General features: G+C 74.9%; 24 protein-coding genes. 15 read left to right on the top strand and 9 right to left on the bottom strand.

Annotated elements, in window-relative coordinates; translation table 11 throughout:
• Positions 1–89 precede the first annotated feature (89 nt).
• Genes LQ327_RS24260 through LQ327_RS24245 form a run of 4 tightly spaced genes read left to right on the top strand, consistent with a single transcriptional unit; the run spans position 90 to position 3,586 of the window.
• Positions 90–518, top strand: coding sequence for an SRPBCC family protein (locus LQ327_RS24260; RefSeq protein ID WP_230738353.1), 429 nt, complete (start codon positions 90–92; stop codon positions 516–518).
• On the top strand, positions 518–1,753 hold the full coding sequence (locus LQ327_RS24255) for an ArsA family ATPase (protein ID WP_230738352.1): 1,236 nt from the start codon (positions 518–520) through the stop codon (positions 1,751–1,753). The genes LQ327_RS24260 and LQ327_RS24255 overlap by 1 nt, the downstream gene beginning before the upstream one ends.
• A gap of 1 nt (position 1,754) precedes the next feature.
• Positions 1,755–2,630 carry a hypothetical protein gene (locus tag LQ327_RS24250; RefSeq protein ID WP_230738351.1) on the top strand — a complete coding sequence of 292 codons (876 nt, stop codon included), beginning with the start codon at positions 1,755–1,757 and terminating at the stop codon, positions 2,628–2,630.
• Complete coding sequence (locus LQ327_RS24245) at positions 2,624–3,586, top strand: ROK family protein (protein ID WP_230738350.1); 963 nt, start codon at positions 2,624–2,626, stop codon at positions 3,584–3,586. The genes LQ327_RS24250 and LQ327_RS24245 overlap by 7 nt, the downstream gene beginning before the upstream one ends.
• Before the next feature lie 51 nt (positions 3,587–3,637).
• Here the strand turns inward: LQ327_RS24245 and LQ327_RS24240 are convergent, their stop codons facing one another.
• Together LQ327_RS24240 and LQ327_RS24235 are read right to left on the bottom strand one after the other, a co-directional pair.
• Positions 3,638–4,291 carry a hypothetical protein gene (locus LQ327_RS24240; RefSeq protein WP_230738349.1) on the bottom strand — a complete coding sequence of 218 codons (654 nt, stop codon included), beginning with the start codon at positions 4,289–4,291 and terminating at the stop codon, positions 3,638–3,640.
• Positions 4,288–5,100, bottom strand: a complete 813-nt coding sequence (locus LQ327_RS24235; protein ID WP_230738348.1) for an alpha/beta hydrolase — start codon at positions 5,098–5,100, stop codon at positions 4,288–4,290. Before LQ327_RS24235 ends, LQ327_RS24240 begins: the two co-directional genes overlap by 4 nt.
• Positions 5,101–5,317: 217 nt before the next feature.
• On the opposite strand from LQ327_RS24235, the gene LQ327_RS24230 reads away from it, so the two are divergent.
• The 4 genes from LQ327_RS24230 to LQ327_RS24215 all read left to right on the top strand — a co-directional run bounded on the left by LQ327_RS24230 (position 5,318) and on the right by LQ327_RS24215 (position 9,005).
• On the top strand, positions 5,318–6,013 hold the full coding sequence (locus LQ327_RS24230; RefSeq protein WP_230738347.1) for a lysophospholipid acyltransferase family protein: 696 nt from the start codon (positions 5,318–5,320) through the stop codon (positions 6,011–6,013).
• Positions 6,014–6,058: 45 nt separating this feature from the next.
• Positions 6,059–6,586, top strand: a complete 528-nt coding sequence (locus LQ327_RS24225; RefSeq protein WP_230738346.1) for a polyadenylate-specific 3'-exoribonuclease AS — start codon at positions 6,059–6,061, stop codon at positions 6,584–6,586.
• 49 nt (positions 6,587–6,635) lie between these two features.
• Positions 6,636–7,592 carry an NAD(P)-dependent oxidoreductase gene (locus LQ327_RS24220; protein ID WP_230738345.1) on the top strand — a complete coding sequence of 319 codons (957 nt, stop codon included), beginning with the start codon at positions 6,636–6,638 and terminating at the stop codon, positions 7,590–7,592.
• 84 nt (positions 7,593–7,676) lie between these two features.
• A complete protein-coding gene (locus LQ327_RS24215; RefSeq protein ID WP_269070865.1) occupies positions 7,677–9,005 on the top strand; it encodes a class II 3-deoxy-7-phosphoheptulonate synthase in 1,329 nt (442 codons plus the stop codon).
• A 51-nt stretch (positions 9,006–9,056) separates the two neighbouring features.
• Here LQ327_RS24215 and LQ327_RS24210 read toward each other — a convergent pair whose 3' ends face one another.
• On the bottom strand, positions 9,057–10,310 hold the full coding sequence (locus tag LQ327_RS24210; protein WP_308286366.1) for a protein kinase domain-containing protein: 1,254 nt from the start codon (positions 10,308–10,310) through the stop codon (positions 9,057–9,059).
• 120 nt (positions 10,311–10,430) lie between these two features.
• Here LQ327_RS24210 and LQ327_RS24205 point away from each other — a divergent pair, with 120 nt between their 5' ends.
• The gene (locus LQ327_RS24205) at positions 10,431–10,790 is read left to right on the top strand and encodes an Rv2175c family DNA-binding protein (protein ID WP_230738343.1); all 360 of its coding nucleotides are present in this window, start codon (positions 10,431–10,433) and stop codon (positions 10,788–10,790) included.
• Positions 10,791–11,128: 338 nt separating this feature from the next.
• Here LQ327_RS24205 and LQ327_RS24200 read toward each other — a convergent pair whose 3' ends face one another.
• Genes LQ327_RS24200 through LQ327_RS24190 form a run of 3 tightly spaced genes read right to left on the bottom strand, consistent with a single transcriptional unit; the run spans position 11,129 to position 14,816 of the window.
• Entirely contained in the window at positions 11,129–12,121 is a 993-nt protein-coding gene (locus LQ327_RS24200; RefSeq protein WP_230738342.1) for a phytoene/squalene synthase family protein, read from the bottom strand.
• The gene (gene crtI / locus LQ327_RS24195; protein WP_230738341.1) at positions 12,118–13,623 is read right to left on the bottom strand and encodes a phytoene desaturase family protein; all 1,506 of its coding nucleotides are present in this window, start codon (positions 13,621–13,623) and stop codon (positions 12,118–12,120) included. The genes LQ327_RS24200 and crtI overlap by 4 nt, the downstream gene beginning before the upstream one ends.
• Positions 13,620–14,816: a polyprenyl synthetase family protein gene (locus tag LQ327_RS24190; RefSeq protein ID WP_230738340.1), complete on the bottom strand. Its 1,197-nt coding sequence runs from the start codon at positions 14,814–14,816 to the stop codon at positions 13,620–13,622. The genes crtI and LQ327_RS24190 overlap by 4 nt, the downstream gene beginning before the upstream one ends.
• 133 nt (positions 14,817–14,949) lie before the next feature.
• On the opposite strand from LQ327_RS24190, the gene LQ327_RS24185 reads away from it, so the two are divergent.
• Positions 14,950–15,840, top strand: a complete 891-nt coding sequence (locus LQ327_RS24185) for a methylenetetrahydrofolate reductase (protein ID WP_230738339.1) — start codon at positions 14,950–14,952, stop codon at positions 15,838–15,840.
• A gap of 12 nt (positions 15,841–15,852) precedes the next feature.
• Here LQ327_RS24185 and LQ327_RS24180 read toward each other — a convergent pair whose 3' ends face one another.
• Positions 15,853–16,554 (bottom strand): DUF3153 domain-containing protein, encoded by a 702-nt coding sequence (locus LQ327_RS24180; RefSeq protein WP_230738338.1) that lies wholly within the window; start codon positions 16,552–16,554, stop codon positions 15,853–15,855.
• A 52-nt stretch (positions 16,555–16,606) separates the two neighbouring features.
• On the bottom strand, positions 16,607–17,389 hold the full coding sequence (locus LQ327_RS24175) for a GNAT family N-acetyltransferase (RefSeq protein WP_230738337.1): 783 nt from the start codon (positions 17,387–17,389) through the stop codon (positions 16,607–16,609).
• 305 nt (positions 17,390–17,694) lie between these two features.
• Between LQ327_RS24175 and LQ327_RS24170 the strand changes: the two genes are divergently transcribed.
• Together LQ327_RS24170 and LQ327_RS24165 are read left to right on the top strand one after the other, a co-directional pair.
• Positions 17,695–17,985 carry a hypothetical protein gene (locus LQ327_RS24170; protein WP_230738336.1) on the top strand — a complete coding sequence of 97 codons (291 nt, stop codon included), beginning with the start codon at positions 17,695–17,697 and terminating at the stop codon, positions 17,983–17,985.
• 29 nt (positions 17,986–18,014) lie between these two features.
• Positions 18,015–18,554 carry an SAV_6107 family HEPN domain-containing protein gene (locus LQ327_RS24165; protein WP_230738335.1) on the top strand — a complete coding sequence of 180 codons (540 nt, stop codon included), beginning with the start codon at positions 18,015–18,017 and terminating at the stop codon, positions 18,552–18,554.
• Between the two features lie 3 nt (positions 18,555–18,557).
• On the opposite strand, the gene LQ327_RS24160 is transcribed toward LQ327_RS24165, so the two are convergent.
• A complete protein-coding gene (locus LQ327_RS24160; protein ID WP_230738334.1) occupies positions 18,558–19,430 on the bottom strand; it encodes a ParA family protein in 873 nt (290 codons plus the stop codon).
• A gap of 34 nt (positions 19,431–19,464) precedes the next feature.
• On the opposite strand from LQ327_RS24160, the gene LQ327_RS24155 reads away from it, so the two are divergent.
• The 3 genes from LQ327_RS24155 to mraZ all read left to right on the top strand — a co-directional run bounded on the left by LQ327_RS24155 (position 19,465) and on the right by mraZ (position 21,985).
• A complete protein-coding gene (locus LQ327_RS24155; protein WP_269070803.1) occupies positions 19,465–20,235 on the top strand; it encodes a methyltransferase domain-containing protein in 771 nt (256 codons plus the stop codon).
• A 226-nt stretch (positions 20,236–20,461) separates the two neighbouring features.
• Entirely contained in the window at positions 20,462–20,863 is a 402-nt protein-coding gene (locus LQ327_RS24150; RefSeq protein WP_230738332.1) for an SCO2097 family morphological protein, read from the top strand.
• A gap of 690 nt (positions 20,864–21,553) precedes the next feature.
• Complete coding sequence (gene mraZ, locus LQ327_RS24145) at positions 21,554–21,985, top strand: division/cell wall cluster transcriptional repressor MraZ (RefSeq protein WP_230738331.1); 432 nt, start codon at positions 21,554–21,556, stop codon at positions 21,983–21,985.
• The last annotated feature ends 83 nt before the right edge of the window (positions 21,986–22,068 follow it).

Raw genomic sequence — 22,068 nt, 5'->3', positions numbered from 1 at the left:
GGTACCGTGAGATGGATCGCGTCCCGGGCGGGGTGGCCTGGACGACGGCGGGGACGAACGCGTGAGCCGACGACGGTAGCCTCCGCGCCATGGCGGACGAGTCCACGCAGTCCATCACCATCGCGGCCGCTCCGGCGACCGTGCTCGACGTGATCGCCGACTTCCCCGCCTACCCGGAGTGGGCGGATTCCATCACCTCGGCGAAGGTCCTCACGCACGACGACGAGGGCCGGCCAGAACAGGTCCGCTTCACCCTGGACGCGGGTCCGATCAAGGACACCTACGTCCTCGCCTACGACTGGGTCGACGACGGCGTCACCTGGGACCTCGTGTCCGGTCAGATGCAGCGCGGACAGCGCGGCCGCTACCGGCTCGAGGGCACCGAGGAGGAGACCACCGTGACCTACACGCTGGCCGTCGACCTGGCGGTCCCGATGCCCGGGATGATCAAGCGCCGGGCCGAGAAGAAGATCATGGACACCGCGCTCACCGGCCTCAAGCGCCGCGTGGAGGCCTGATGCGGGTCCTGCTCTTCACGGGCAAGGGCGGGGTGGGCAAGACGACGACCGCCGCCGCGACCGCGGTGGCCCTCGCGCGCTCGGGCCGCAAGGTCCTGGTGCTCTCGACCGACCCGGCGCACTCCCTGGGCGACACGTTCGCCGCCGACCTGGGCAGCGAACCCACCGAGGTCGCCGCGAGCCTCCCGGGCCTGTTCGCGGCGCACGTCGACACCCGGGCGCTCGTCGACGAGGCGTGGGAGCCGCTGCGCTCCCAGCTGCGGACGCTGCTGGCCGGGGCCGGGGTCGAGGAGATCGTCGCGGACGAGCTGACCGTGCTCCCGGGCGTCGAGGAGCTGCTGGCTCTCGAGCAGGTCCGGCGGGCGACCGAGGACGGGCCGTGGGAGGTCGTCGTCGTCGACTGCGGTCCCACCGCCGAGACGTTGCGCCTGCTCAGCCTGCCCGAGGCCTTCGGCGGCTACCTCGAGCGGCTGTTCCCGGCCCATCGCCGTGCGGTCCGCGGGGTGCTGGCCGGCCTGGCCGGGAGCGGTGCGCAGGTCGCGAAGTGGGACGCCGCGGCCGGGGCGCTCTCGCGGCTCGCGGAGCAGCTCTCCGGCCTGCGCGACCTGCTCGCCGACCGGGAGACCACCACCATCCGGCTCGTCCTCACCCCGGAGCGGGTGGTCGCGGCGGAGACCCGGCGCACCCTGACCGCCCTCGCCCTGCACGAGCTGCACGTCGACGGCGTCGTCGCGAACCGTCTCGTCCCGGACCCCGGGTCCGGCCGCGGGGCCGCCGCGGCCTGGATGCGGGAGCGGCGCCGTGACCAGGAGGCGGTGCTCGCGGAGCTGAACGAGCTCACGACGGGGGTCGGGGTCCCGGTCCGCTCGGCCGGGTACCGCTCGGGGGAACCGGTCGGGACCGACGAGCTCGTCGGTCTCGCCGAGGACCTCTACGGCGACGACGACCCGCTCGAGGGCGGATTCGGCCGTCCCCTGCTGGACCTGCGCCGCACCGCCGGGGAGGGCACGTCCACGGAGAGCGAGTACGTGCTGGACCTCCAGGTGCCGGGCATCGGCGACGGTGAGGTCGACCTCGCCCGGATCGGTGACGAGCTCGCGGTGACCGTCGGGGGCCGGCGTCGGACGGTCGCGCTGCCGCCGGTCCTGCGCCGCTGCGACGTCGTCTCCGCCGACCTCGACGACGACGTGCTCTCCGTCGCCTTCCGCCCCGACCCCGCCGTCTGGATGCGGTGACGTGACGGGACCGGGGGGAACCGAGGCCGATCGCGCGGCGCGCGAGCGGCTGGCGCGCGAGGCGCGGGAGACGGCGACGGCGCTGCTGGACTGGGTCGGGACCCGCGTCGACGGGGTGGCCACCGCGCGCGCCGACGGCGCCTCCGGGCGGCCGCGGCAGAGTCCGGGGCCGTGCACGTGGTGCCCGGTGTGTGCGCTGGTCGCGGCCCTGCGCGGGGAGCAGCCGGAGCTCACGGCGACGCTCGCGGAGCAGGCGTCCGGGCTGCTCGTGATCCTGCGCCTGCTGGTCCAGGCGCATGCGACGGGTGCGCACGAGCACGCGCCGCACGGGTACGCACCGCACGAGCATCCGGCTCACGGGTACGCCACGCATCCGGCTCCCGAGCCTCCGCCCGCCGCGCAGCCCGGGGCGGGCGCGGCCCCCGCCGGAGGCGCCGCGCCGTCCGGTGACGCGATGGCCGAGGACCCGGCGTCCGGGGACGCGTCGTCGGAGGTGCCCTGGGACGTCGCGCCACACGCGCTGTTCGACCCGGAACCGCGGCCGACGCCCGCCTATCCCGGACCCGACGACTCGCCGCGCTCCGCCCCCGAACGGCCCACCGGCAAGCGCGGCCCCCGTCCGAGCCCACGCCGGCAGACCGCGGGCGAGTCGGACGGACCAGCCGCGGCCGCCGCCGAGCCCCGGCCGTTCCCGCAGCCCGCGCCGCAACCGCAGCCGGCGCCCGCTGCGCCCACCGCCCCGGCGGCCTCGTCAACAGCGGCCCCGTCCTCACCGGCCGGTCCCGCTCCGGCAGCCCCCGTCACGACGCCGACCACCGACCGCTCCGGTCGCGGCGTGCAGCGCATCCCGGTCCGCCGGCGGACCCGCCCGTGCTGACCGTCGGCGTCGACGTCGGTGGCACCTCCGCGAAGGCCGGCCTCGTCGACTCCGCGGGCACCCTCGTCGCGACCCGCGTCGCGCCCACCCCACGCAGCGCCGACGAGCTGGACGACACCGTCGCGGGCCTCGTCGACCACCTCGCCGGGCACGCCCGCGCGGAGGGCACCGAGGTGGCCGCCGTCGGACTGGCCGTCGCCGGGTTCGTCGCCCCGGAGCGCCGCTCGGTGTCCTTCGGCGCCCACCTGCCCTGGCGCGACGAGCCCGTCGTCGCCCGCATGACCGAGCGCCTCGGACTGCCGGTGACCCTCGAGCACGACGCGAACGCTGCGGGCCTCGCCGAGCACCGGGTCGGGGCCGCCGCGGGCGCCCGCGTCGCGGTGCTCGTCGCGCTCGGGACCGGGATCGGCGCCGCGCTGCTCGTCGACGGCACCGTCTTCCGCGGGGCGTACGGCGTCGCGCCCGAGCTCGGCCACCTCGTCGTCGTCCCGGGCGGGCGGCCGTGCCCGTGCGGGAAGCGGGGCTGCCTCGAGCGCTACTGCAGCGGGACCGCCCTGGGGACCGGCGCCGACGAGGCGGTGACGGCCAGCGAGGACTTCTCGACGCTGCGGGCGAGCTGGGAGCGCGGGCTGCCGCTGTCCGGACGTGAGGTCGCCGACGCGGCCGCGGCCGGGGACGGCCTCGCGCGCCGGGTGATGGCCGACTTCGCGAGCTGGCTCGGCCGGGGCCTCGCCCTGGTCGCGGACGTCTTCGACCCCGACGTCGTCGTGATCGGCGGCGAGGTGTCCGCCTCGGCGCCGCTGTTCCTCGACGAGGCGGTGCGCACCTACGGCGAGCAGGTCACCGGCGCGGGCCACCGCCACCTCGCGGACGTACGGCCCGCGGTGCTGGGCGGGGACGCCGGCATGATCGGCGCGGCGCTCGATGCCCAGGAGAGGTGCGCTCCGCACTTGTGAGCACTAATCGTCGCTACAACGACGATTAGTGCTCACGAGCGCGCAGCGCACCTACACGGTGCCGTGCTCGTCCGGACCCGCGTCGTGGTCGTCCTCCGAGGAGCGCCGCATCCCGACGACGAGCCACCCGAGACCCGCGGCCATGGCCAGCAGACCCGGGACGATGCCCAACCCGGCGAGCTCCCCGCCGACCAGCGCGGGCAGCGCGAGCAGCACGACCCCCGCCACCAGCAGGAGCAGGCCCAACAGGCTCGACATCCCGATCCGCGGGAGCGGCGGGGGGTCCGGCGGGACGAAGTGGTCGTCCGCGGCGTCGCGGCGGACCGGGGGCGGCTCCTGAGCGGCCGGCCCGGTGGGGCGGGCCCCGGCGGGCGGGGTGGGCGGTGCGCCCGGCGAGTGCGGGCCCGGGGCCATCGGACCGGTGGTGAACAGGTCGTCGTCCCGGCGTTCCGGATGCGCCTCGGGCTGGCCCTGCGGCGGCGTGGCCAGCCCGATCCCGGACGAGGGGCCGTCCTCGGTCGGGTCCTGCGGCCAGCGCGGGGCGTCGGTCCCCGCCCAGTCCGCGACGATCGCCGCGAACGCCGCGTCCACGTCCTCGGGCATCTCGAAGCGCCGCGCGTCGTTCGAGCCCGGCGACAGGCCGGCGTCGTCGGAGCGGCGGGGGGTCTCCGGCCGGGGGGTCTCCTCGGGGTCGGGCGAGCTCATGCGGGGTTCCCTGCGGTCGAGCCGGTCGGGGCGGGGGACGAGGCTGCACTGCAGGCCGCGTCGACCCGCCGCACGAAGGCGGTGCTGCCCTCGAAGATCGTCGGGGCGTCGTTGTCGAGCGTCGCCACGTGGTAGCTGTCGGGCAGGACGACCTCGGTGGTGTCGGTCGAGGCGATCCCGTCGAGCACCAGGCGCGCGTTCACCGGCTCCACGACGTGATCGTTCGCGGACCGGTAGAGCAACGTCGGCTGGTGGATCCGCCCCAGGTCGCCCCGCACCAGATCCCACAGTTCGCGCAGCGACACGAACGCCTTCAGCGGCACCCGGTCGTACGCCAGCTCGGTCACCCCGGGCTTGGCGACGTCGTTCGCGACGGCGCTCGCCCACGGCCACACGCGGGCCAGGTAGGGGGCGATCGCGGCGTCCCGCCGCAGCGTCGTCACGGAGGGGTTGACGAGGCAGATCCCGGCGATCGCGTCCCCGTACTCCTCGGCGAGGCGCAGCGTCAGCGTGCCGCCCATCGAGAGCCCGAAGACGAACACCGACCGGCAGTGGCCCGCGAGGTCGTCGACCGCCCGCGCCAGCTCGCCGTACCAGTCCGGCCAGCGGGTGGCCTGCATGTCCTGCCACCGGGTGCCGTGCCCGGGCAGGCGCGGGCCGCGGACCGCGAAGCCCTCGGCGGCCAGGTGCTCACCCCACGGCCGCATGCTCTGCGGGGTGCCGGTGAAGCCGTGCGAGAGCACGATCCCGATCCCGGGCTCGCCCACGGGATCGGCGGAGAAGGGCTCCGCCCCGGGCATCACGGGCACGCGCGCCTCCAGCACCAGGGTCTCGGGCGCCGCACGGCCGGCCGCCCGCGTTCATCGTGGCACGTCCCACACGCCCGCGATACGCCCAGGTGCCCCAACAGGTGGTGGAGTCGACACTCGGTCCGGGGACCCTTACGACGCCGCGTCGTTGTCCCCGGGTGGACCCGCTGCCTACGCTGCGACATCCGGGGTCCCGAGTCCGTCAGGAGGGAGAACGGTGCTCTACTGGCTGATGAAGTGGGTGTTCCTCGGACCGCTGATGCGCGCCGCGTTCCGCCCCGAGGTGCGGGGCGCCGAGAACCTCCCGCGCACGGGCGGCGCCCTGGTGGCGTCGAACCACCTCGCGGTCCTCGACTCCTTCGTGCTGCCGCTGATGGTCCCCCGTCGGATGGCCTTCCCGGCCAAGTCCGAGTACTTCACGACGCCGGGTCTGGTCGGCACCCTGCAGCGCTGGTTCTTCTCCGGCATGGGGCAGGTGCCGATCGAGCGCGGCAACGGCCGCGCCGCCCGGGCGGCCCTCGACACCGGCATCGGCGTGCTCCGCGAGGGCAGGCTGTTCGGGATCTACCCCGAGGGCACCCGGTCGCCCGACGGCCGGCTCTACAAGGGCCGCACCGGCGTCGCCCGGATGGCGCTGGAGGCGAAGGTCCCCGTCGTGCCGGTCGCCATGGTCGGCACCGACCGCGCCAACCCCGTCGGGTCCCGCTTCTGGCGCCCCGTGAAGATCCGGATCGTGATCGGCGAGCCGCTGGACTTCTCGCGGTACTTCGACATCTCCGACGACCGCCAGGTGGAGCGCGCGATCACCGACGAGGTGATGTACGCGCTCATGGATCTCTCCGGGCAGGAGTACGTCGACGTGTACGCGTCGAAGGCCAAGGAGGAGTCGGGGAGCTCGGACCAGGCCGCCTGACCGGCGCCCCCGGACCCCGCCTACCGGGTGGGAGAATCCCCGCCCGTGGCACGGATCTTCTACGACTGCGAGTTCATCGAGGACGGCACGACGATCGAGCTCGTCTCGCTGGGCGCGGTCGACGAGGCGGGCCGCGAGTTCTACGCGGTCTCCCGCCAGTTCGACGCGATGCGGGCCGGACCGTGGGTGCGCAAGAACGTGCTGGACAAGCTCCCGTCGTCGTCGGACCCGGTCTGGCGCAGCCGCCTCCAGATCCGCGAGGACTTCTTCGCGTTCGTGACGGCGGGCGACGGCGAGGTCGAGCTGTGGGCCTGGAACGCGCCGTACGACCACGTCGTCATCGCCCAGCTCTGGGGCGCCATGCCCGACCTGCCCCGGGCCCTGCCCCGGTTCACCCGGGACCTGCGCCAGCGCTGGGACGACGTCGGGCGCCCCGCCCTGCCGGCCGCGCCCGACGACGCCCACGACGCGCTCGCGGACGCCCGCCACAACCTGCGCAAGTGGGAGGTCATCGACGCCCGCTGGCACGAGCTCGGGATGGCCGACGTCGAGGGGCGTGCCGGCCGCCACTGAGCCGGCACTGGGCGGCCGCACGACGCCGGCGCGTGGCATCGTGATCGTCATGCGCATCGGACTGGTGGGCGGCGGGTTCCCCGAGGTGCGTCGGTGCCTCACGGCGGCGCTCGACGAGCTCGCGATCCCGGAACTGGCCGGGGCCGAACTGGTGGACGTGCCCCATTCCGCCCCGCAGCCGGTGGACGTGCTGTCCCCGCTGGGCAGCACCATCGACGGGCCGCTGATGGACGCCTGCGGCGCGCGGTTCGTCCAGCAGTTCGGGGTCGGGGTCTCGGGCGTCGACCTCGACGCCGCCCGGGAGCGGGCCATCCCCGTCGCCAACGTCCCCGGTGGCGACTCCGGCAACGCCACCGCGGTCGCCGAGCTCGCCGTACTGCTGCTCCTCTCCCTGCTGCGCCGGTTCTCCGAGGCGCGGGCGAACGTCGCCGAGAAGGCGGTCGGCGCCCCGATGGGGACGATGCTGCGCGGCCGGACGGTCGCCGTGCTCGGCACCGGGGACATCGGCGTCGAGGTCGCGACGCGGCTCGCGGCGTTCGGGGTCCACGTCGTCGGGGTCGGCCGGCGGGAGGCGGACGCCTACCCGGCCGCGGCCGCCGTCGTCGGGACCTACCGCCGGGCGCACGACCTGTCCGCCGCCCTCGACGGCGTCGACGACCTCGTCGTGGCATGCCCGCTCACCGAGGACACCCGCGGGATCGTCGACGGCGCCGCCCTCGGCGCACTGCGGCCCGGTGGGCACGTGGTGAACGTCGGGCGCGGCCCCGTCGTCGACTACGACGCCCTGCTCGCGGCCCTGCGCTCCGGGCGGCTCACCGGCGCCGGGCTCGACGTGACCTGGTCCGAGCCGATCGACCCGCACGACGAGCTGCTCGCCGAGAACGTGGTGGTCACCCCGCACATCGGGGGGATCACGGAGGAGTCCTACGCGGGCATGGCCCGCGGTTTCGTCGCCAATGTGGGGCGCTTCGCGCGCGGCGAGGAGATCGATCACCGCGTGTGCTGACGGGCGCCCGTAAGCTCCCGTGTCGTGTGGTCCGTCGATCTGCCCGTGGATGCCCTGCCCGGCCTTCCCCCGCTGCCCGCCGAGATGCGCGAGCACCTGGATGCCGCGCTCTCGAAGCCCGCCTCGCAGCAGCCGGAGTGGCCGGATGCGGATGCGGTGCTCGACGTGCGGACGGTGCTGGAGCATGTTCCGCCGATCACGGTGCCGGCGGAGATCGACCGGTTGCGGGGGCAGTTGGCGGCGGTCGCCCGCGGCGAGGCGTTCCTGTTGCAGGGTGGGGACTGCGCGGAGACGTTCGCGGACAACACCGAGCCGCATCTGCGGGGCAACATCCGGACCTTGCTGCAGATGGCGGTTGTGCTCACCTACGGCGCGTCGACGCCGGTGGTGAAGATCGGGCGGATCGCGGGGCAGTACGCGAAGCCGCGCTCGGCGGGCACGGATGCGTTCGGGTTGCCGTCGTATCGCGGGGACATGGTGAACTCGCTGGCGGCCAACGCGGAGCTGCGGGTGCCGGATCCGGGTCGGATGATCCGGGCGTACGCGAACGCGTCGGCGGCGATGAACCTGACCCGGGCGTTGACCTCGGGTGGGATGGCGGATCTGCACGAGGTGCACGACTGGAACCGGGAGTTCGTGCGCACCAGCGCCGCGGGGGAGCGCTACGAGGCGGTCGCGGCGGAGATCGATCGGGCGCTGCGGTTCATGTCGGCGTGCGGGGTGACGGATCATTCGTTGCACTCGACGGAGATCTACGCGTCGCACGAGGCGTTGGTGCTGGATTACGAGCGGGCGTTGTTGCGGCTGGATTCGGCGCGCACCGATGATCCGCGGTTGTTCTCGTTGGGGGCGCATTTCCTGTGGATCGGGGAGCGGACCCGGGCGTTGGACGGGGCGCACATCGCGTTCGCGGAGTTGTTGGCGAATCCGATCGGGGTGAAGATCGGGCCGTCGACGACGCCGGAGCAGGCGGTGGAGTACGTGGAACGGCTCGACCCCCGGCGTGAGGCCGGGCGGCTCACGCTGATCAGTCGCATGGGGGCGGGGAAGGTCCGCGAGGTGCTGCCGGGGATCGTGGAGAAGGTGACCGCCTCGGGGCACCAGGTCATCTGGCAGTGCGACCCGATGCACGGCAACACCTACGAGGCCACCACGGGGTTCAAGACCCGGCACTTCGATCAGGTCGTCGACGAGGTGCAGGGATTCTTCGAGGTGCATCACCGGCTCGGTACGCATCCCGGTGGGATTCATGTGGAGCTGACCGGGGAGAACGTCACCGAGTGCCTGGGTGGCGCGCAGGACATCTCCGACTCGGATCTGGCCGGGCGCTACGAGACCGCCTGTGACCCGCGGCTGAACACCCAGCAGTCCCTCGAACTCGCTTTCCTCACCGCGGAGATGTTGCGGCATTAGGTGCGCTGCGCGCGTGTGAGCACTCATTGTCGCCATAGCGACGATGAGTGCTCACAACCCGCCGGCACCCAGGCCCCAGCCGGCGATCCCGGCCGCCACGGTCGCCGCGGTGACGAGCACGAGCCACACCGCGAACACCCGCCGCGAGCGGATCCGGTCCCGACGCCGGGCGTGGCGCTCGACGCGGTCGACCACGTCGTCGACGTGCCCCGTGCGCCCGGTTCCGCCGGAGTCCCGGGTCGGCTCGTCGGGCTCGTCGTCCTCGTCCGGCTCGTCGTCGTCGACGGGAGGCGGCGGCGGAGCCTCCTCGGGGGCCGTGCGGGGCGTCGGGCCGCTGAACCGCCGCGTCCCGGTGTGCGGCGGCGGGGCTGCCGACCCCGCGCGGGGCCGGCGCGGCGGCGCGACCGGCGAGAACGGCAGCGACTCCTCCTGACGCACCCGCCGCGCGGCGTCGAGGAACGCGGCCGCGGAGGCCAGCCGCTCGCCCGGATCGCGGCGGGTGGCGGCGACGACGAGCCGGTCCAGGGCCCGCGGGATGCCCGGCGCCCGGGTGGACGGCGCCGGCACGTCGACGTTCACGTGCCGGTAGGCCACCGCCAGCGCGGTGTCTCCGCCGTGCGGGGGCGCGCCGGTGAGCAGTTCGAAGAGCACGACGCCTGCGGCGTAGACGTCGCTGCGCTCGTCGGTGCGCCCGTGCTCGACCTGCTCGGGCGCGAGGTACGCGGCGGTGCCGAGGATCAGGTCGTCCGAGGTGGAGCCGCCGGTGTCCAGCGAGCCGTCCGCGGCGCCGTCCCACGCGGCCGCCACCAGCCCGAAGTCGGCCACCTTCAGCTCGCCCGAGCGCGAGACGAGGACGTTCTCCGGCTTGACGTCGCGGTGGACCATCCCCTGCCGGTGCGCCACGCGCAGGGCCGCGAGCACGTTCTCGACCACCGTGAGCGCCGTCGCCGGGGCCAGGCGCACCTGCTCGCGGATGACGTCGCGCAGCGTCCCGCCCTCGACGAGCTCGAGGACCAGGAAGATCGTGCCGTCGTCGTCGCGCCCCTGGTCGTGCACCGCGACGATCCCGGGGTGCGAGAGCCGCGCCGCGGCCCGGGCCTCCCGCTCGAACCGGCGCACGAAGTTCGGGTCCTGCGCCAGCGACGGCTCCATGATCTTCACCGCGACCGGCCGGTCGAGGCGCAGGTCGGTCCCGCGGTGCACGGTGGACATCCCGCCCCGCGCGAGGACGTCCCCGACGCGGTAGCGACCCTCGAGAACCGTGCGCGACCCGGTCCTCGGAGGACCTGGGTCGTCGCGGGCCATGGACGGATGCTACGAGCGGACGACGGCGCTGCCCCTTCCGACGCGCGGACTCCAGGGTGGAGCAGGCGTTTCCCCGGGAGATCGGTGATGCCGGACGGTGTCCTCTGGCACAGTGTCCCGATGACCGCCGCACTGACCGCCATCGTCGGACGGGAGATCGACACCCTCACCCTCGCCGAGGCCTCCGAACGCCTCGGCGTACCCCGTACGCGCGTCGCCCAGATGATCAAACAGGGCCAGATGCTCGGGGTGCGCGACGGCGAGCGGTGGATCGTGCCCGCCGCGTTCGTCGGCGAGACGGCGGTGGTGAAGGGCCTGCCCGGCACCATCACGGTGCTGCGCGACGGCGGCTACTCCGACGAGGAGATCCTCCGCTGGCTCTTCCTCGAGGACCCGACGCTGCCGGGCGCCCCCATCGAGGCGCTGCGCTCGGACCGGGGCGGCGAGGTGAAGCGCCGCGCCCAGGCGATGGCGCTGTAGCGCCCGCCACCGAGGAGCCCACCGAGCACCGGCACGAGGGCGGCGGCCCGGCGTGGACCCAGGGTCGTGACCAGGCCCGCGGCGACCGCCGGGCCGTGCCACGCCCGCACCTCGTCGGCGCCGTCCGGGCGCACGCTCACCGCGAGCAGCGTCGGCGCCCACGGCGCGTCGGCCCCGTAGGCCTCGGCCCGCCAGGCCCGCACGCGGTAGTCGCGCAGCGGTGCCACCTCGAGACCGGGAGCGCGGCGTGCGGCCTCCGCGCCCGCCGCACGGCACCGGTGGCAGTCGGCGTCCACCGCGAGGACCAGCTCGTCGACGGCGGGGCGCACCTGCGCAGCCTACGGCCGGTGTCGGCGCCCGGGACGCCGTCGCGCGAGCACCGCGCGCACCAGCCCCGGGCCCGCGACCGCCGCTCGGCGGCCGTTGCCGACGACGACGCGGTGGGCGAGCACGTCGTAGTCGACCGCCACGATCTCGTCGAGGATGCCGCCGTAGAGCACCGCCGCCGCCCGCACGCAGGGGCGCGAGACCGGGTCGAGCAGCTCGATCCCGGGCTCCGCGCGCCGGTAGATCGCCCGGGTCCGCGCCACCAGGTGGGCCAGCGCCCGGCGCACCCGGGGGTCGTTGCGCTGCCGCGCCCGGCACCACAGCAGCAGCTCGCGGTCCACGCCGAACGCCGCCAGCTCGTCGCCCGGCAGGTAGACCCGCCCGCGGTCGAGGTCCTCGCCGACGTCGCGCAGGAAGTTCGTCAGCTGGAACGCCACCCCGAGCGCGGCGGCGGCGGGCTCGGCCTCGGCGCGCGGGACCACCGTCCCCAGCACCGGCAGCACCTGCAGCCCGATCACCGCCGCGGAGCCGTGGACGTAGACGCCGAGGTCGTCGAACGACCCGTAGTCGGGGACCGTGAGGTCCATCGCCATCGAGTCCATGAAGTCCTCGAGGTGGCGGTGCGGGATCCCGTAGCGCTCGACGGTGTCGGCCAGCGCCGCGACCACCGGCTCCTCGGTGAGCAGCCGCTCCCCGTCGGTGGTCCCGGCGAGCGCCACCCGCATCCGCGCCCGGACCTCCTCCAGGCGCGCCACCACCTCGGCGGTCGAGGCCGCGCCGGGGGTGTCGACGACGTCGTCGGCCATCCGCGCGAAGCCGTACAGCGCGTGGATCGCGGGCCGCTGCGCCGGCGTGAGTAGACGGGTGGCCAGGAAGTACGTGCGCCCGTGCGCGGCGTTGAGCGCCCGGCAGCGGGCATAGGCCCCGCGCAGCGCGGGCGCGGTGATGCCGGCGGCGTCGAGCTCGCCCGCCGCGACCCGCGGCGCGGCCACCCCCGACGTCATGCGGCGTCCCCGACGATGCGCTGCGCGGCGAGCTTCCCGGACACGACCACCGTCGGTACACCGACGCCCGGTGTCGTCCCGCACCCGGCGAGGACGACGTTGTCGACCCCGCGCGGGAGGTTGCCGGGCCGGAACGGGCCGGTCTGGGCGAAGGTGTGCGCGGTGGCGAACGGGGTGCCCGCCGCCATCCCGGCCCGCGCCCAGTCGGCGGGGGAGATGCGGTGCTCGGCGACGACGGACGCGGGGTCCAGGTCGATGCCCCGGCCGGCGAGCACCCCGAGGATCTCGTCGCGGTAGCGCGGCCCGATGCGGTCCCAGTCCAGGTCGGGCGCAGCGTCGAGGTGCGGGCACGGCGCGAGCACCGAGACGTAGTCGCCGCCGGGTGGGGCAAGCGCGGGATCGGTGGCCGTCGGGCGCGTGACCAGGAGTGACGGGTCACTCATCAGCCGCCCGCGGTGGATGATCTCGTCGAACGTGGACGCCCACGCGCCGCCGAAGGAGATGGTGTGGTGCCCGAGCGTCGGCTGCGGCCGGTCGAGCCCGAGGTGCACGACGAACGCCGACGGCGACCACCGCAGCGGCACCGGGCGTCGGGGGGTGCGGCCGAGCAGCCGGTGCACGACGGGGAGGTCGGGGGTGAGGACGACGGCGTCGGCCGGCACGCTGCCCCCGTCGGTGACGACGGCGGTGACCCGGTTGCCGCGACGTTCCAGTCCGGTCACCTCGGTGCCCAGGCGGAGCTCGACCCCGGCCTCGACCGCGGCGTCGGCGTAGGCCTGCGGCAGGGCACGTACCCCGCCCGGAGCGCGGTCGTGCCCCCTGGGGAAGAACACCCCCGCGATCGTGTCCATGTAGGCGATCACCGCGTACGCCGCGAGCGCCCGCTCGGGCGGCACCCCCGCGTAGAGCGCCTGGAACGAGAAGATGCGGCGCAGGCGCTCGTCGTCGAGGAAGCGGCCGATGCGCGGGCCGAGCCGGCCGAAGCCGCCGAGTGCGGCGAGCCGGGCCAGGTCGGGGGAGAGCACGTCGAGCGGCGAGTCGAAGTTGGCGTCGATGAAGGTCGCCATCTGCACGCGGTACAGCTCGCCGAGCCAGGTGCGCAGGCGCCGGTAGCCCACGGCGTCGCGCGCGGAGACCTGCTCGCGGATCTCCTGCTCCATGGCCTCGGTCCCGGTGTGCACGTCGATCGCGGAGCCGTCGGCGAAGCGCGCGTGGTAGGCCGGATCCAGTGGGACGAGGTCGAGGCGGTCGCCGATCTTCTCCCCGACGGCGGCCAGGGGCGCCTCGAGCAGGTCGGGCATCGTCAGGACGGTGGGCCCGGTGTCGAGCCGGAAGCCGGCCAGGTCGAGCCGGCCCGCCCGGCCGCCGGGGAACGGCTCGCGCTCGACGACGGTGACCTCGCACCCGGCCCCGCGCAGGTGCAGCGCGGCGGCGAGTCCCGCGAGCCCGGCCCCGACGACGACCACGTGGCGCGACGGCGGCACGGTCCGGCGCGGGCTCATCGGGTGCGGCGGGTGGCGGCAGCGGCGAGGGCGACGAGGCGCTCCCGTCCCTGCGGGTCGAGGTCGACCTCGGCGAGGGCGTCGAGCGCGGAGGTGGTCAGGGTGGCGATGCGCTCCTCGACGTCGTCGACCACCCCGAGCGTGTCGAGCGCCGCGCGCGCGGCCTCGACGTCGGAGGTGGTCAGGTCCTGCTTGCCCAGCGCGCGCTCGACCGGGGCGGCGCCGTCCTGGTCGGGGTGGTTGCGGGCGAGCGCGACGAGCAGCGTCCGCTTGCCCTCGCGCAGGTCGTCGCCGGCGGGCTTGCCGGTCACCGCCGGGTCGCCGAACACCCCGAGCAGGTCGTCGCGCAGCTGGAACGCGATCCCGAGGTCGGTGCCGAAGCGCCGGTAGGCGGAGACGACGTCGCCGCCGGCCCCGGCCAGTGCTGCGCCCAGGTGCAGCGGCCGCTCGATGGTGTAGGCCGCGGTCTTGTAGCGGCTGATCCGCAGGACCCCCTCGGGGGTGGCGAGGTCGGTCGCGTGGCCGACGACGTCGAGGAACTGCCCGGTGAGCATCTCGGTGCGCATCGCCTCCCACACCGGGGTGGCCCGCGCGAGCGCGGCCGGGTCGAGTCCCGCCGCGCGCAGCATGTCGTCGGCCCAGGCCAGGGCGACGTCGCCGACGAGCACCGCGACGGCCGCACCGAGGCGCTCCGGCTCGCCGATCCAGCCCCGCTCGCGGTGGCGGCCGGTCCAGCGCGCGTGCACCGTCGGGGAACCGCGCCGCAGGGCCGAGTCGTCGATGAGGTCGTCGTGGACGAGCGCGCACGCCTGGATCAGCTCGAGCGCGGCCACGGTGTGCAGCACGACGTCGGGGTGCGGCGCGTCGGGCGCGTCCGGCCCGCCGGCGGCGCGCCAGCCCCACCAGGCGAAGGTCGGCCGCAGCCGTTTGCCCCCGCCGAGCGCGAGCGCGGCGAGGTCGTCCACGGCGTCGAGGAACTCCTCCGCCATCTCGGCGCACGCCGCGCGGCGGACGTCGAGGAAATCACGGAGGGCATCCGTCACGGCCGCGGGCAGATCGGCGTCGACGGTGGCGAGGACCTCGCTCACGTCCCGGTCCCCGCGCCGTCGCGGGGCCGTCGACCCGTCGTCGGACCCGGGATCGTCGCCGGTCAGGGCGCCGCTCGGGGTCGCGAGCGTCCGGCCAGCCGTCATCCGTTCTCCTCTCGGCGGTTCGCCGGGTTCAGGGTAGGCACGTCCGCGCGGACCGGCCGGACGGGTGTCGGAGCGGGCGGCGGGGGTCACACGAGTGGTCCCGGGGGAGGTGTCGGCCACGTATGGTCACCGGATGGCCACTGTCATGGAACGCATCCAGCGTGGGACGCCGACCTTCTCGGTGGAGTTCTTCCCGCCCAAGAACGACGAGGGCGAGCGCACCCTGTGGGACACGGTGCGGTCGGTCGAGCCGCTCGACCCGGCGTTCGTCTCGGTGACCTACGGCGCGGGCGGCTCCAGCCGTGATCGCACCGTGCGCACCACCGGGCGGATCGCCACCGAGACGACGCTCACCGCGATGGCCCACCTCACGGCGGTCGACGCGTCCATGGACGACCTGCGCCACGTCATCGGCTCCTACGCCGAGGCGGGCATCTCCAACGTCCTCGCGATCCGGGGGGACCCGCCCAACGACAAGGACGCCGAGTGGGTGCCGCACCCCGCGGGCCTGCAGTACACCGACGAGCTGGTGCACATGGTCCGGCGCCTCGGCACCTTCTGCGTCGGCGTGGCGGCCTTCCCGTACCTGCACCCGCGCTCGGAGGACGAGGACGTCGACACCCGGTTCTTCGTGCAGAAGGTGAAGGCGGGCGCGGAGTTCGCGATCACCCAGATGTTCTACGACGCCGACCAGTTCCTCCGGATGCGCGACCGGATCGCCGCGGCCGGGTGCGACATCCCGATCATGCCGGGGCTCATGCCGATCACGACGGCGAAGTCGATGGAGACCGGCGCCGACTTCTCCGGGGCGCCCCTGCCCCGTCACATGCTCGACCGGCTCGAGCCGCTGGTCGACGACAAGGACGCCCTGCGGGATGCGGGCATCGACCTGTGCGTCGAGCTCTCGCAGCGGATGTACGACGAGGGCGTCGGCAACATCCACTACATCAGCATGAACCGCCACCCCGCGGTGGTGGACGTGGTCAGCCGCCTCGGCGTCGCGGCCGACCCCTCCGCGAGCTGACCCCCGCCGTCGTCAGCGACGTGCCCGCCGGTCGACCCGGGGGCGCGTCGCGGCGGCGAGGGCGAACACCACGCCCGCGGCGACCAGCACGACGAGGGTCAGCAGCAACGCCCAGCTGACCCACGACGGGGCGTTCGGGTCCGGGTAGTCGGCGACGGCGTTGACCTCGCCGACCTCGCCCGGGGCGAAGGTCCACGAGACGACGCCCTGCGACTGGGTGCCGTCGGTCTGACGGATCGTGCCCGGGAAGGCCATCTTCAGCTGCACGTCGGCGCTCTCCGCCGACACGCGCGTCAGGTCCACCTGGCCCGAGAGGATCACGCGGTCGCCCGCGCGGCGCAGCTGGAGGCGGACGGCCGACGACGTCGTCGGGCTGATCTGCGGGAGCAGCCGCGACACGTCGTCGAAGGACAGATCCTCGAACGACAGGTGCGAGCCGACGTAGCCGTCCTGCTCGTAGCGGGTGACCGTCACGTCACTGGAGAGGTCCGAGGGCACCTGCAGCGGCGGGCCGTTGCCGCCGGGCGCGCCGTCGGGCGTCCCGATGTCGATCGTCCCCGACACCGTGTCCTGCGGCGAGACCGCGAGGCCGGCGCGGACCCGGACGCACCCGGTGCTGAGCAGGGCCACGACGGCGAGCATCGCGGCGAGGACGACGACGGAGCGTCGGCGCGTGGGACGCGTGGGAGGGGAGCCCGGGGACACGGGACTCATCGTGCCAGGCACCCCCGACGGTCCCCGGGCGGCGCGGCGCGGCGCGTCCCGGTCAGCGCACCGACTCCGGGTCAAGCGGCAGCGGGCGGCCGAGGACCGCGAAGGGGCGCGGGTCGCTCGAGAAGCGGTGGTGGCGGAGCAGGTCGCGGAACCCGCACCGGCGGTAGAGCAGCCAGGCCCGCGTCGGGACGGGCGCCTCCGGGGTGGAGAGCAGCACGTGGCCCGCGTCGGCGCGGTCGAGGAGCCGCCGCAGCAACGCGTGTCCGAGCCCGTGGCCCTGCGCGTCGGTGCGGACGTGGAGCTCGGTGAGCTCGAAGTAGTCGGCGAGGTAGGTCTCGGGGTCGCCGTCGACGGGCCAGGTGTCGAGGTCGGCGGGGGACGGGCCGGGGCGGGTGCCGCCGAGGTTCGTCGCGTTCGCGGGGTTGGCCGCCTGGGCCGCTTGCGCCGCGTGGGCCGCGCTCGCGGCCTGGGCCGTGCTCGCGCCGCCGTCGCCGAGCAGCCGGCCGAGGCCGGAGCCGAGCAGACCGACGCCCGCGGACCGGGCCGGGCGCGCGGACCGCCGCAGCCCGCGGCGGACCTCCTCGTACCACCACTGGCCCGGCGCGCCGGGATAGCCGTAGGCGATGCCCTGCAGCACGTCGTGCCGGTCGAGGGCGGCGACGCCGCGCCAGCCGGGCCGCCGGGAGTGCTCGAGCCACATCGGGGCCCGCTGGCGGGCGGTGCCGGGTGGGTACCCCATGGCCGCCACATAGAGATCCAGCGCCTCGTCGAGCCGGGCGGCGAGCTCGGCCGGGTCGAGGTCGACCAGCCGCGCCTCCTCCGGCGCCGCCGTCATCGCCGCCCACCCACCCGGCACGGGGCCGGGATGTCCCGCGCCCGCGCCGCACCGTCCATCGCGCCATCTCATCACGCCCGTCGAGTGGGGTTCACCGCCCGGCCGGGGGAGGTCGCGCGGACGACTTGACGCGCGCCGGGAGGCAGGGTTCACTCGTGGCTGTCGAACACGTGTTCGACTCGGGTGCGGCGGGCCGTGGGGAAGCGTCTCGCCGCACCCTCCAGCCGCCGGCTTCCCCACGGTGGCAGGCACAAGGCCCGTCCCGCGTCCGGTGGGGCGGGGTAGCGCGCCGCCGTGGAGGACGCATGGTTCGTAGCCCCTCGCCGGTCCAGGTGCGGTGCGTCGACGGCGACCCCGTCGAGTTCCACCGCCGCCCGAACCGCCGTGACAGCCACTACCTGGTCACCGAGGTCCAGGAGCGCTGGATCGAGCAGTCGCGGTGGCCGTTCCGGTCGGTGATGCCGATCGGGGGCGATCGGTGCCGGTGCTGGCGGGTGCTCGCGCGTCGCTCCGACGAGCCGCACCTGCCGCCCGGCGAGTTCGTGCTCCGCATGCGGTCCGGGCCGGGGGTCTGGGACCTCCGCTGGCTGACCTGATCCCCGCTCCGAGTCCCCGGGAGGACACCATGACCACACCGACCACCACCCCGGACCGCGCCGCCGAGTCCGGGGGGCTCTTCGACACCGGGCTGGCCCACACGCCCGCGCCACGCTCCGCGCCTCGTGCCCGGTCCACGGGCGCCCGTCGCCCCGGCGGACCGGCGGCCGGGCCCCGCCCGCCCGGCCCGCCCCCGTCCCGCTCCGTGGTCACGCTGCTCGGGGCCGCACGCGACGGGCTGCGCGAGGCCCAGGCGGCCGATACGGCGGCGGAGCGCTTCCGTCTCGCCCACCTGTCGGCGCTGCGGTCGGCGGCCGCGGTGCTGGCGGCGCGGGCCAGGACCCGGCGGTCCGGGCGCCCCACCGACGCGTGGACGCTGCTCGCCTCGGTCGCGCCGGAGTACGGCGAGTGGGCCGCGTTCTTCGCGGCGCACTCGGCCACCCGCTCCGCGGTCGAGGCGGGCGCGCGCAGCCGCGTGACGCAGCGCGACGCCGACGACATGGTGCGCGAGGCCGACCTGTTCCTGGCCCTCGTGACGCGGACGGTGGCCGGACGGCGGCCGTCGTGACCCTCAGCCGGTGCGGCGGGAGCCCTTCTGCTCCTTGGGCGCCTTCTGGTCCCGGGCGCGGTGCCCGGCCCGCACGATGCGCCCGAGCAGGTTGTCGAACTGGTGGGAGATCTCGCGGGCGCCCGGGGTGTCCCAGCGCTGGATCGGCACGCCCGCGCCCTGGGCCTGCTGCACCGCGGTGCGGTCGGGCAGCACGCCGGGGAGGACCAGGGGACCGAACAGCTCGCGGAGCTCGTTCACCCGGAACTCGTGCTCGGCCGAGCGGGCCCGGTAGCGGTTGATGAGCACGCCCAGGGGCTGCAGGCTCGAGTTGTGGGCGCGCTCGGCCTGCACCGCCTCGAAGGCGCGCTGCACGCCGGAGACGGCGAAGATCGTCGGTTCGGTCACGAGGACCGCCCGGTCGACGGCCACGAGCGCGGAGCGGGTGAGCTGGCCCAGCGAGGGCGGGCAGTCGATGAGGACGAGCTCGTACTGGGGGAGGCGCGCGGACCCGCCGCGCGAGGTTCCGCCGTCGTCGGCGCCCGTCCCGCGCGGCAGGGCGGCGAGGAGGCGGGACAGGCGGCCGAGGCGCTGCGAGCCCGGGTCGGGGTGGTTGTGACGCTCGATGTCCTCGGAGCCGACCAGCACATCGATCGAGTCGTCCCAGGAGCTCGGCGCGATCGAGGTCGACAGCGTGGCGGGCGAGGGGTTCTCGAGCGCGTCCGCGATGGTGGTCTCGCTCTCCGCAGGCTCGAGGGCCGTGGTGGAGTTGCCCTGGGGATCCAGATCCACGACCAGGGTGCGCAACCCCTGCCGCGCGGCGGCCCCGGCCAGGCCGAGGGTGACGGTGGTCTTGCCGACCCCGCCCTTCAGGCTCAGCACACCCGTCACGTACACGGGGGCAACGTACCGGCTCGCGCACGAATCCCCGATGGGTGAGCACTACGGTGTGGCCGTGAACGCTCGACCGTCCGCGCCGACGACCGTCGACGTCGTGGCCCGTGCCCTGCACGACGAGCTCGTGGCCGCCCGCGCCCGACGCGGTGGTGCGGCCCCCCGCGTGCTCGACGTCGGCGGTGGCAGCGGGACCTGGGCCGTGCCGTTGGCGGCCGAGGGCTGCGAGGTCACCGTGGTGGACTCGAGCGCGAACGCCCTGGCGGTCCTCCGCAGCCGGGCTCGCGACGCCGGGGTCGCCGACCAGGTGCGCGCCGTCCAGGGGGACGTGGACGCCCTCGCCGACATCGACGGCGACGTCGGCGCCGACCTCGTGCTCGGCCACGGTCTGCTGGAGTACGTCGACGACCCGGCGGCCGCGGTCCGGGCCCTCGCGACCGCGACAGCGCCAGGGGCGGCGGTGTCCGTCCTCGTGGCCGGCCGCTGGGCGGCGGTGCTCGCCCGGGTGGTCGCCGGACGGGTGGCCGAGGCGCGGCGTCTGCTCGCCGACCCCGCGGGCCGCTGGGGGCGCAACGACCCGTTGCTCCGCCGGATGGACACCGGGGAGGTCCGGGAACTGCTCGAGCGGGACGGCGGGCTCGTCGTCGAACAGGTCCGCGGCCACCGCGTCCTCGCCGATCTCGTCCCGGAGGCCCCCGACGGCGGGGGAGGCGCGTCCGACCTCGCCGCGCTCGAGGAGCTCGCCGCCGACACGCCGCCGCTGCGGGATCTCGCCTCGCGCATCCACGTCATGGCCCGGCGTCGGTGACCCGCGGTGATCGTCCGCGTCCGGCACGCTGCGCGCCGGAATGATCGCGGCGCGTCGCCCGCGTGAGGCTTCTCACCGGCCGAAAGAATGATCGTCGGGGCAACACACCGGTCCGGGTAGTCGGAGTGCCGGACGACTCGTACGATGAGGTCAGCCATCCCGATGATGTGCCGATCGTCCCCTCCCGGGCCGATCATCGCTCTCGTTCCGGTGCCGGAGGAGAACCATGCCGCTCTCCGAGCACGAGCAGCGTCTGCTCGACCAGATCGAGCGCGCGCTCTATGCCGAGGATCCGAAGTTCGCGTCGACCGTGCGGGGTGGTCGACTCCGCCGTCCGTCACGGCGCCGACGGGTCCAGGGTGTGGTGCTGTTCGTCCTCGGCGTCGTCGCCCTGGTGCTCGGGCTCGTCTTCCAGTGGTTCGTCGCGGGCTTCCCGATCGTCAGCGTCGTCGGCTTCCTGCTGATGTTCGCCGGCGCGGTCCTCGCGATCACGGCCACGGGCGGGAAGAAGGGCGAGGCCGCCGCCGGCGAGGGAGACGGCAAGGCGTCCCCCGCGGGCGACAAGGAGAAGAGCAGGTTCACCAGCCGGATGGAGGAGCGCTTCCGGAAGCGCTTCGAGCAGGAGTAGCACTCCTTTCGTCTTCACGACGCGCCGTCGACCCACGTGATCGGCGGCGCGTCGTCGTGTGTGGGGCGGCGTGAGGCGGGCCTGCAAGATCAGGGAGCCCCTGCGCGGCGACAAGAAGATCCGCTCGACCCGTACCGGCTCCCTCGCGCCGCAGGGCGCCCGGCCGCGTGCGTTCCCCCTTGATCAGGAGCACGTGAGGCACACGCCGACGCGCCGCGGGCTGCGCCAAGTGCTCCTCGTCAGGTGGGGCGGGGTGACGCCGTTGATCAGGAGCACGTGAGGCATACGCCGACGCGCCGCGGGCTGCGCCAAGTGCTCCTCGTCGAACGGCCGGCTGTCCGGCGCCCCACCGCGCGCCCCACCCCGCCCCACCGACGCGCTCCACCGATCCCCACCCCGCGCTCCGGCCCTCCCCACCAGCCCCCACCGGACGCCCCACCAGCCCCCACGCCCGCCCCCGAGCAGGGCGAAGAGGGTCGATCGAGCCCGGAATCGCGTGTCGGAGCCCCCGCACCGGCCCCGGATCGGAGATCGTCGCCCCGCGTCCCCCACCACTCCCCACCGCAGTTGACCTGCGCGAACTCCTCCTAATGGGTCAGCGACGCGCGCACCCTGAGGTTGTGGGTGGAGCGATGTGGGGTATTGTGGTGAGCAGTGGGGCGCACTGGGCCTCATCGGGGAGGTGGGTCCGTGTTCCTCGGCACCCACACCCCACGGCTGGACGACAAGGGCAGGTTGACCCTGCCCGCACGATTCCGCGACGAGCTCGCAGGGGGGCTGATGATCACGAAGGGGCAGGACCACTGCCTGTACGTGTTCCCCCGCGACGAGTTCGAGCAGATGGCCCGCAAGGTCGCCGAGGCGCCGTTCACCGACGAGCGGGTGCGCGCCTACCAGCGCTACCTGTTCGCCGGCACCGACGAGCAGCGTCCGGACTCCCAGGGGCGCATCCCGATCACCGCGGAACTCCGCCGCTACGCCGGGCTGGACCGGGACTGCACGGTCATCGGGGCCGTGAACCGTCTCGAGATCTGGGACTCGACGGCGTGGCAGCAGTACCAGGACGCCCACGAGGACAGCTACGCGCAGGCTCAGCAGGAGGTGCTCCCCGGGGTCTTCTAGGCCCCGAGCGAACGATCGAGCCCACCGACGGTGCGGGTGCCGTGAGGCCCCGGCCCGCAGGGTGACGGCCCTGGCACACCTTC

Source organism: Actinomycetospora endophytica, from assembly GCF_021026375.1.
GTDB classification, from domain to species: Bacteria; Actinomycetota; Actinomycetes; order Mycobacteriales; family Pseudonocardiaceae; genus Actinomycetospora; species Actinomycetospora endophytica.
This window is presented reverse-complemented; position numbering and strand designations above follow the sequence as displayed.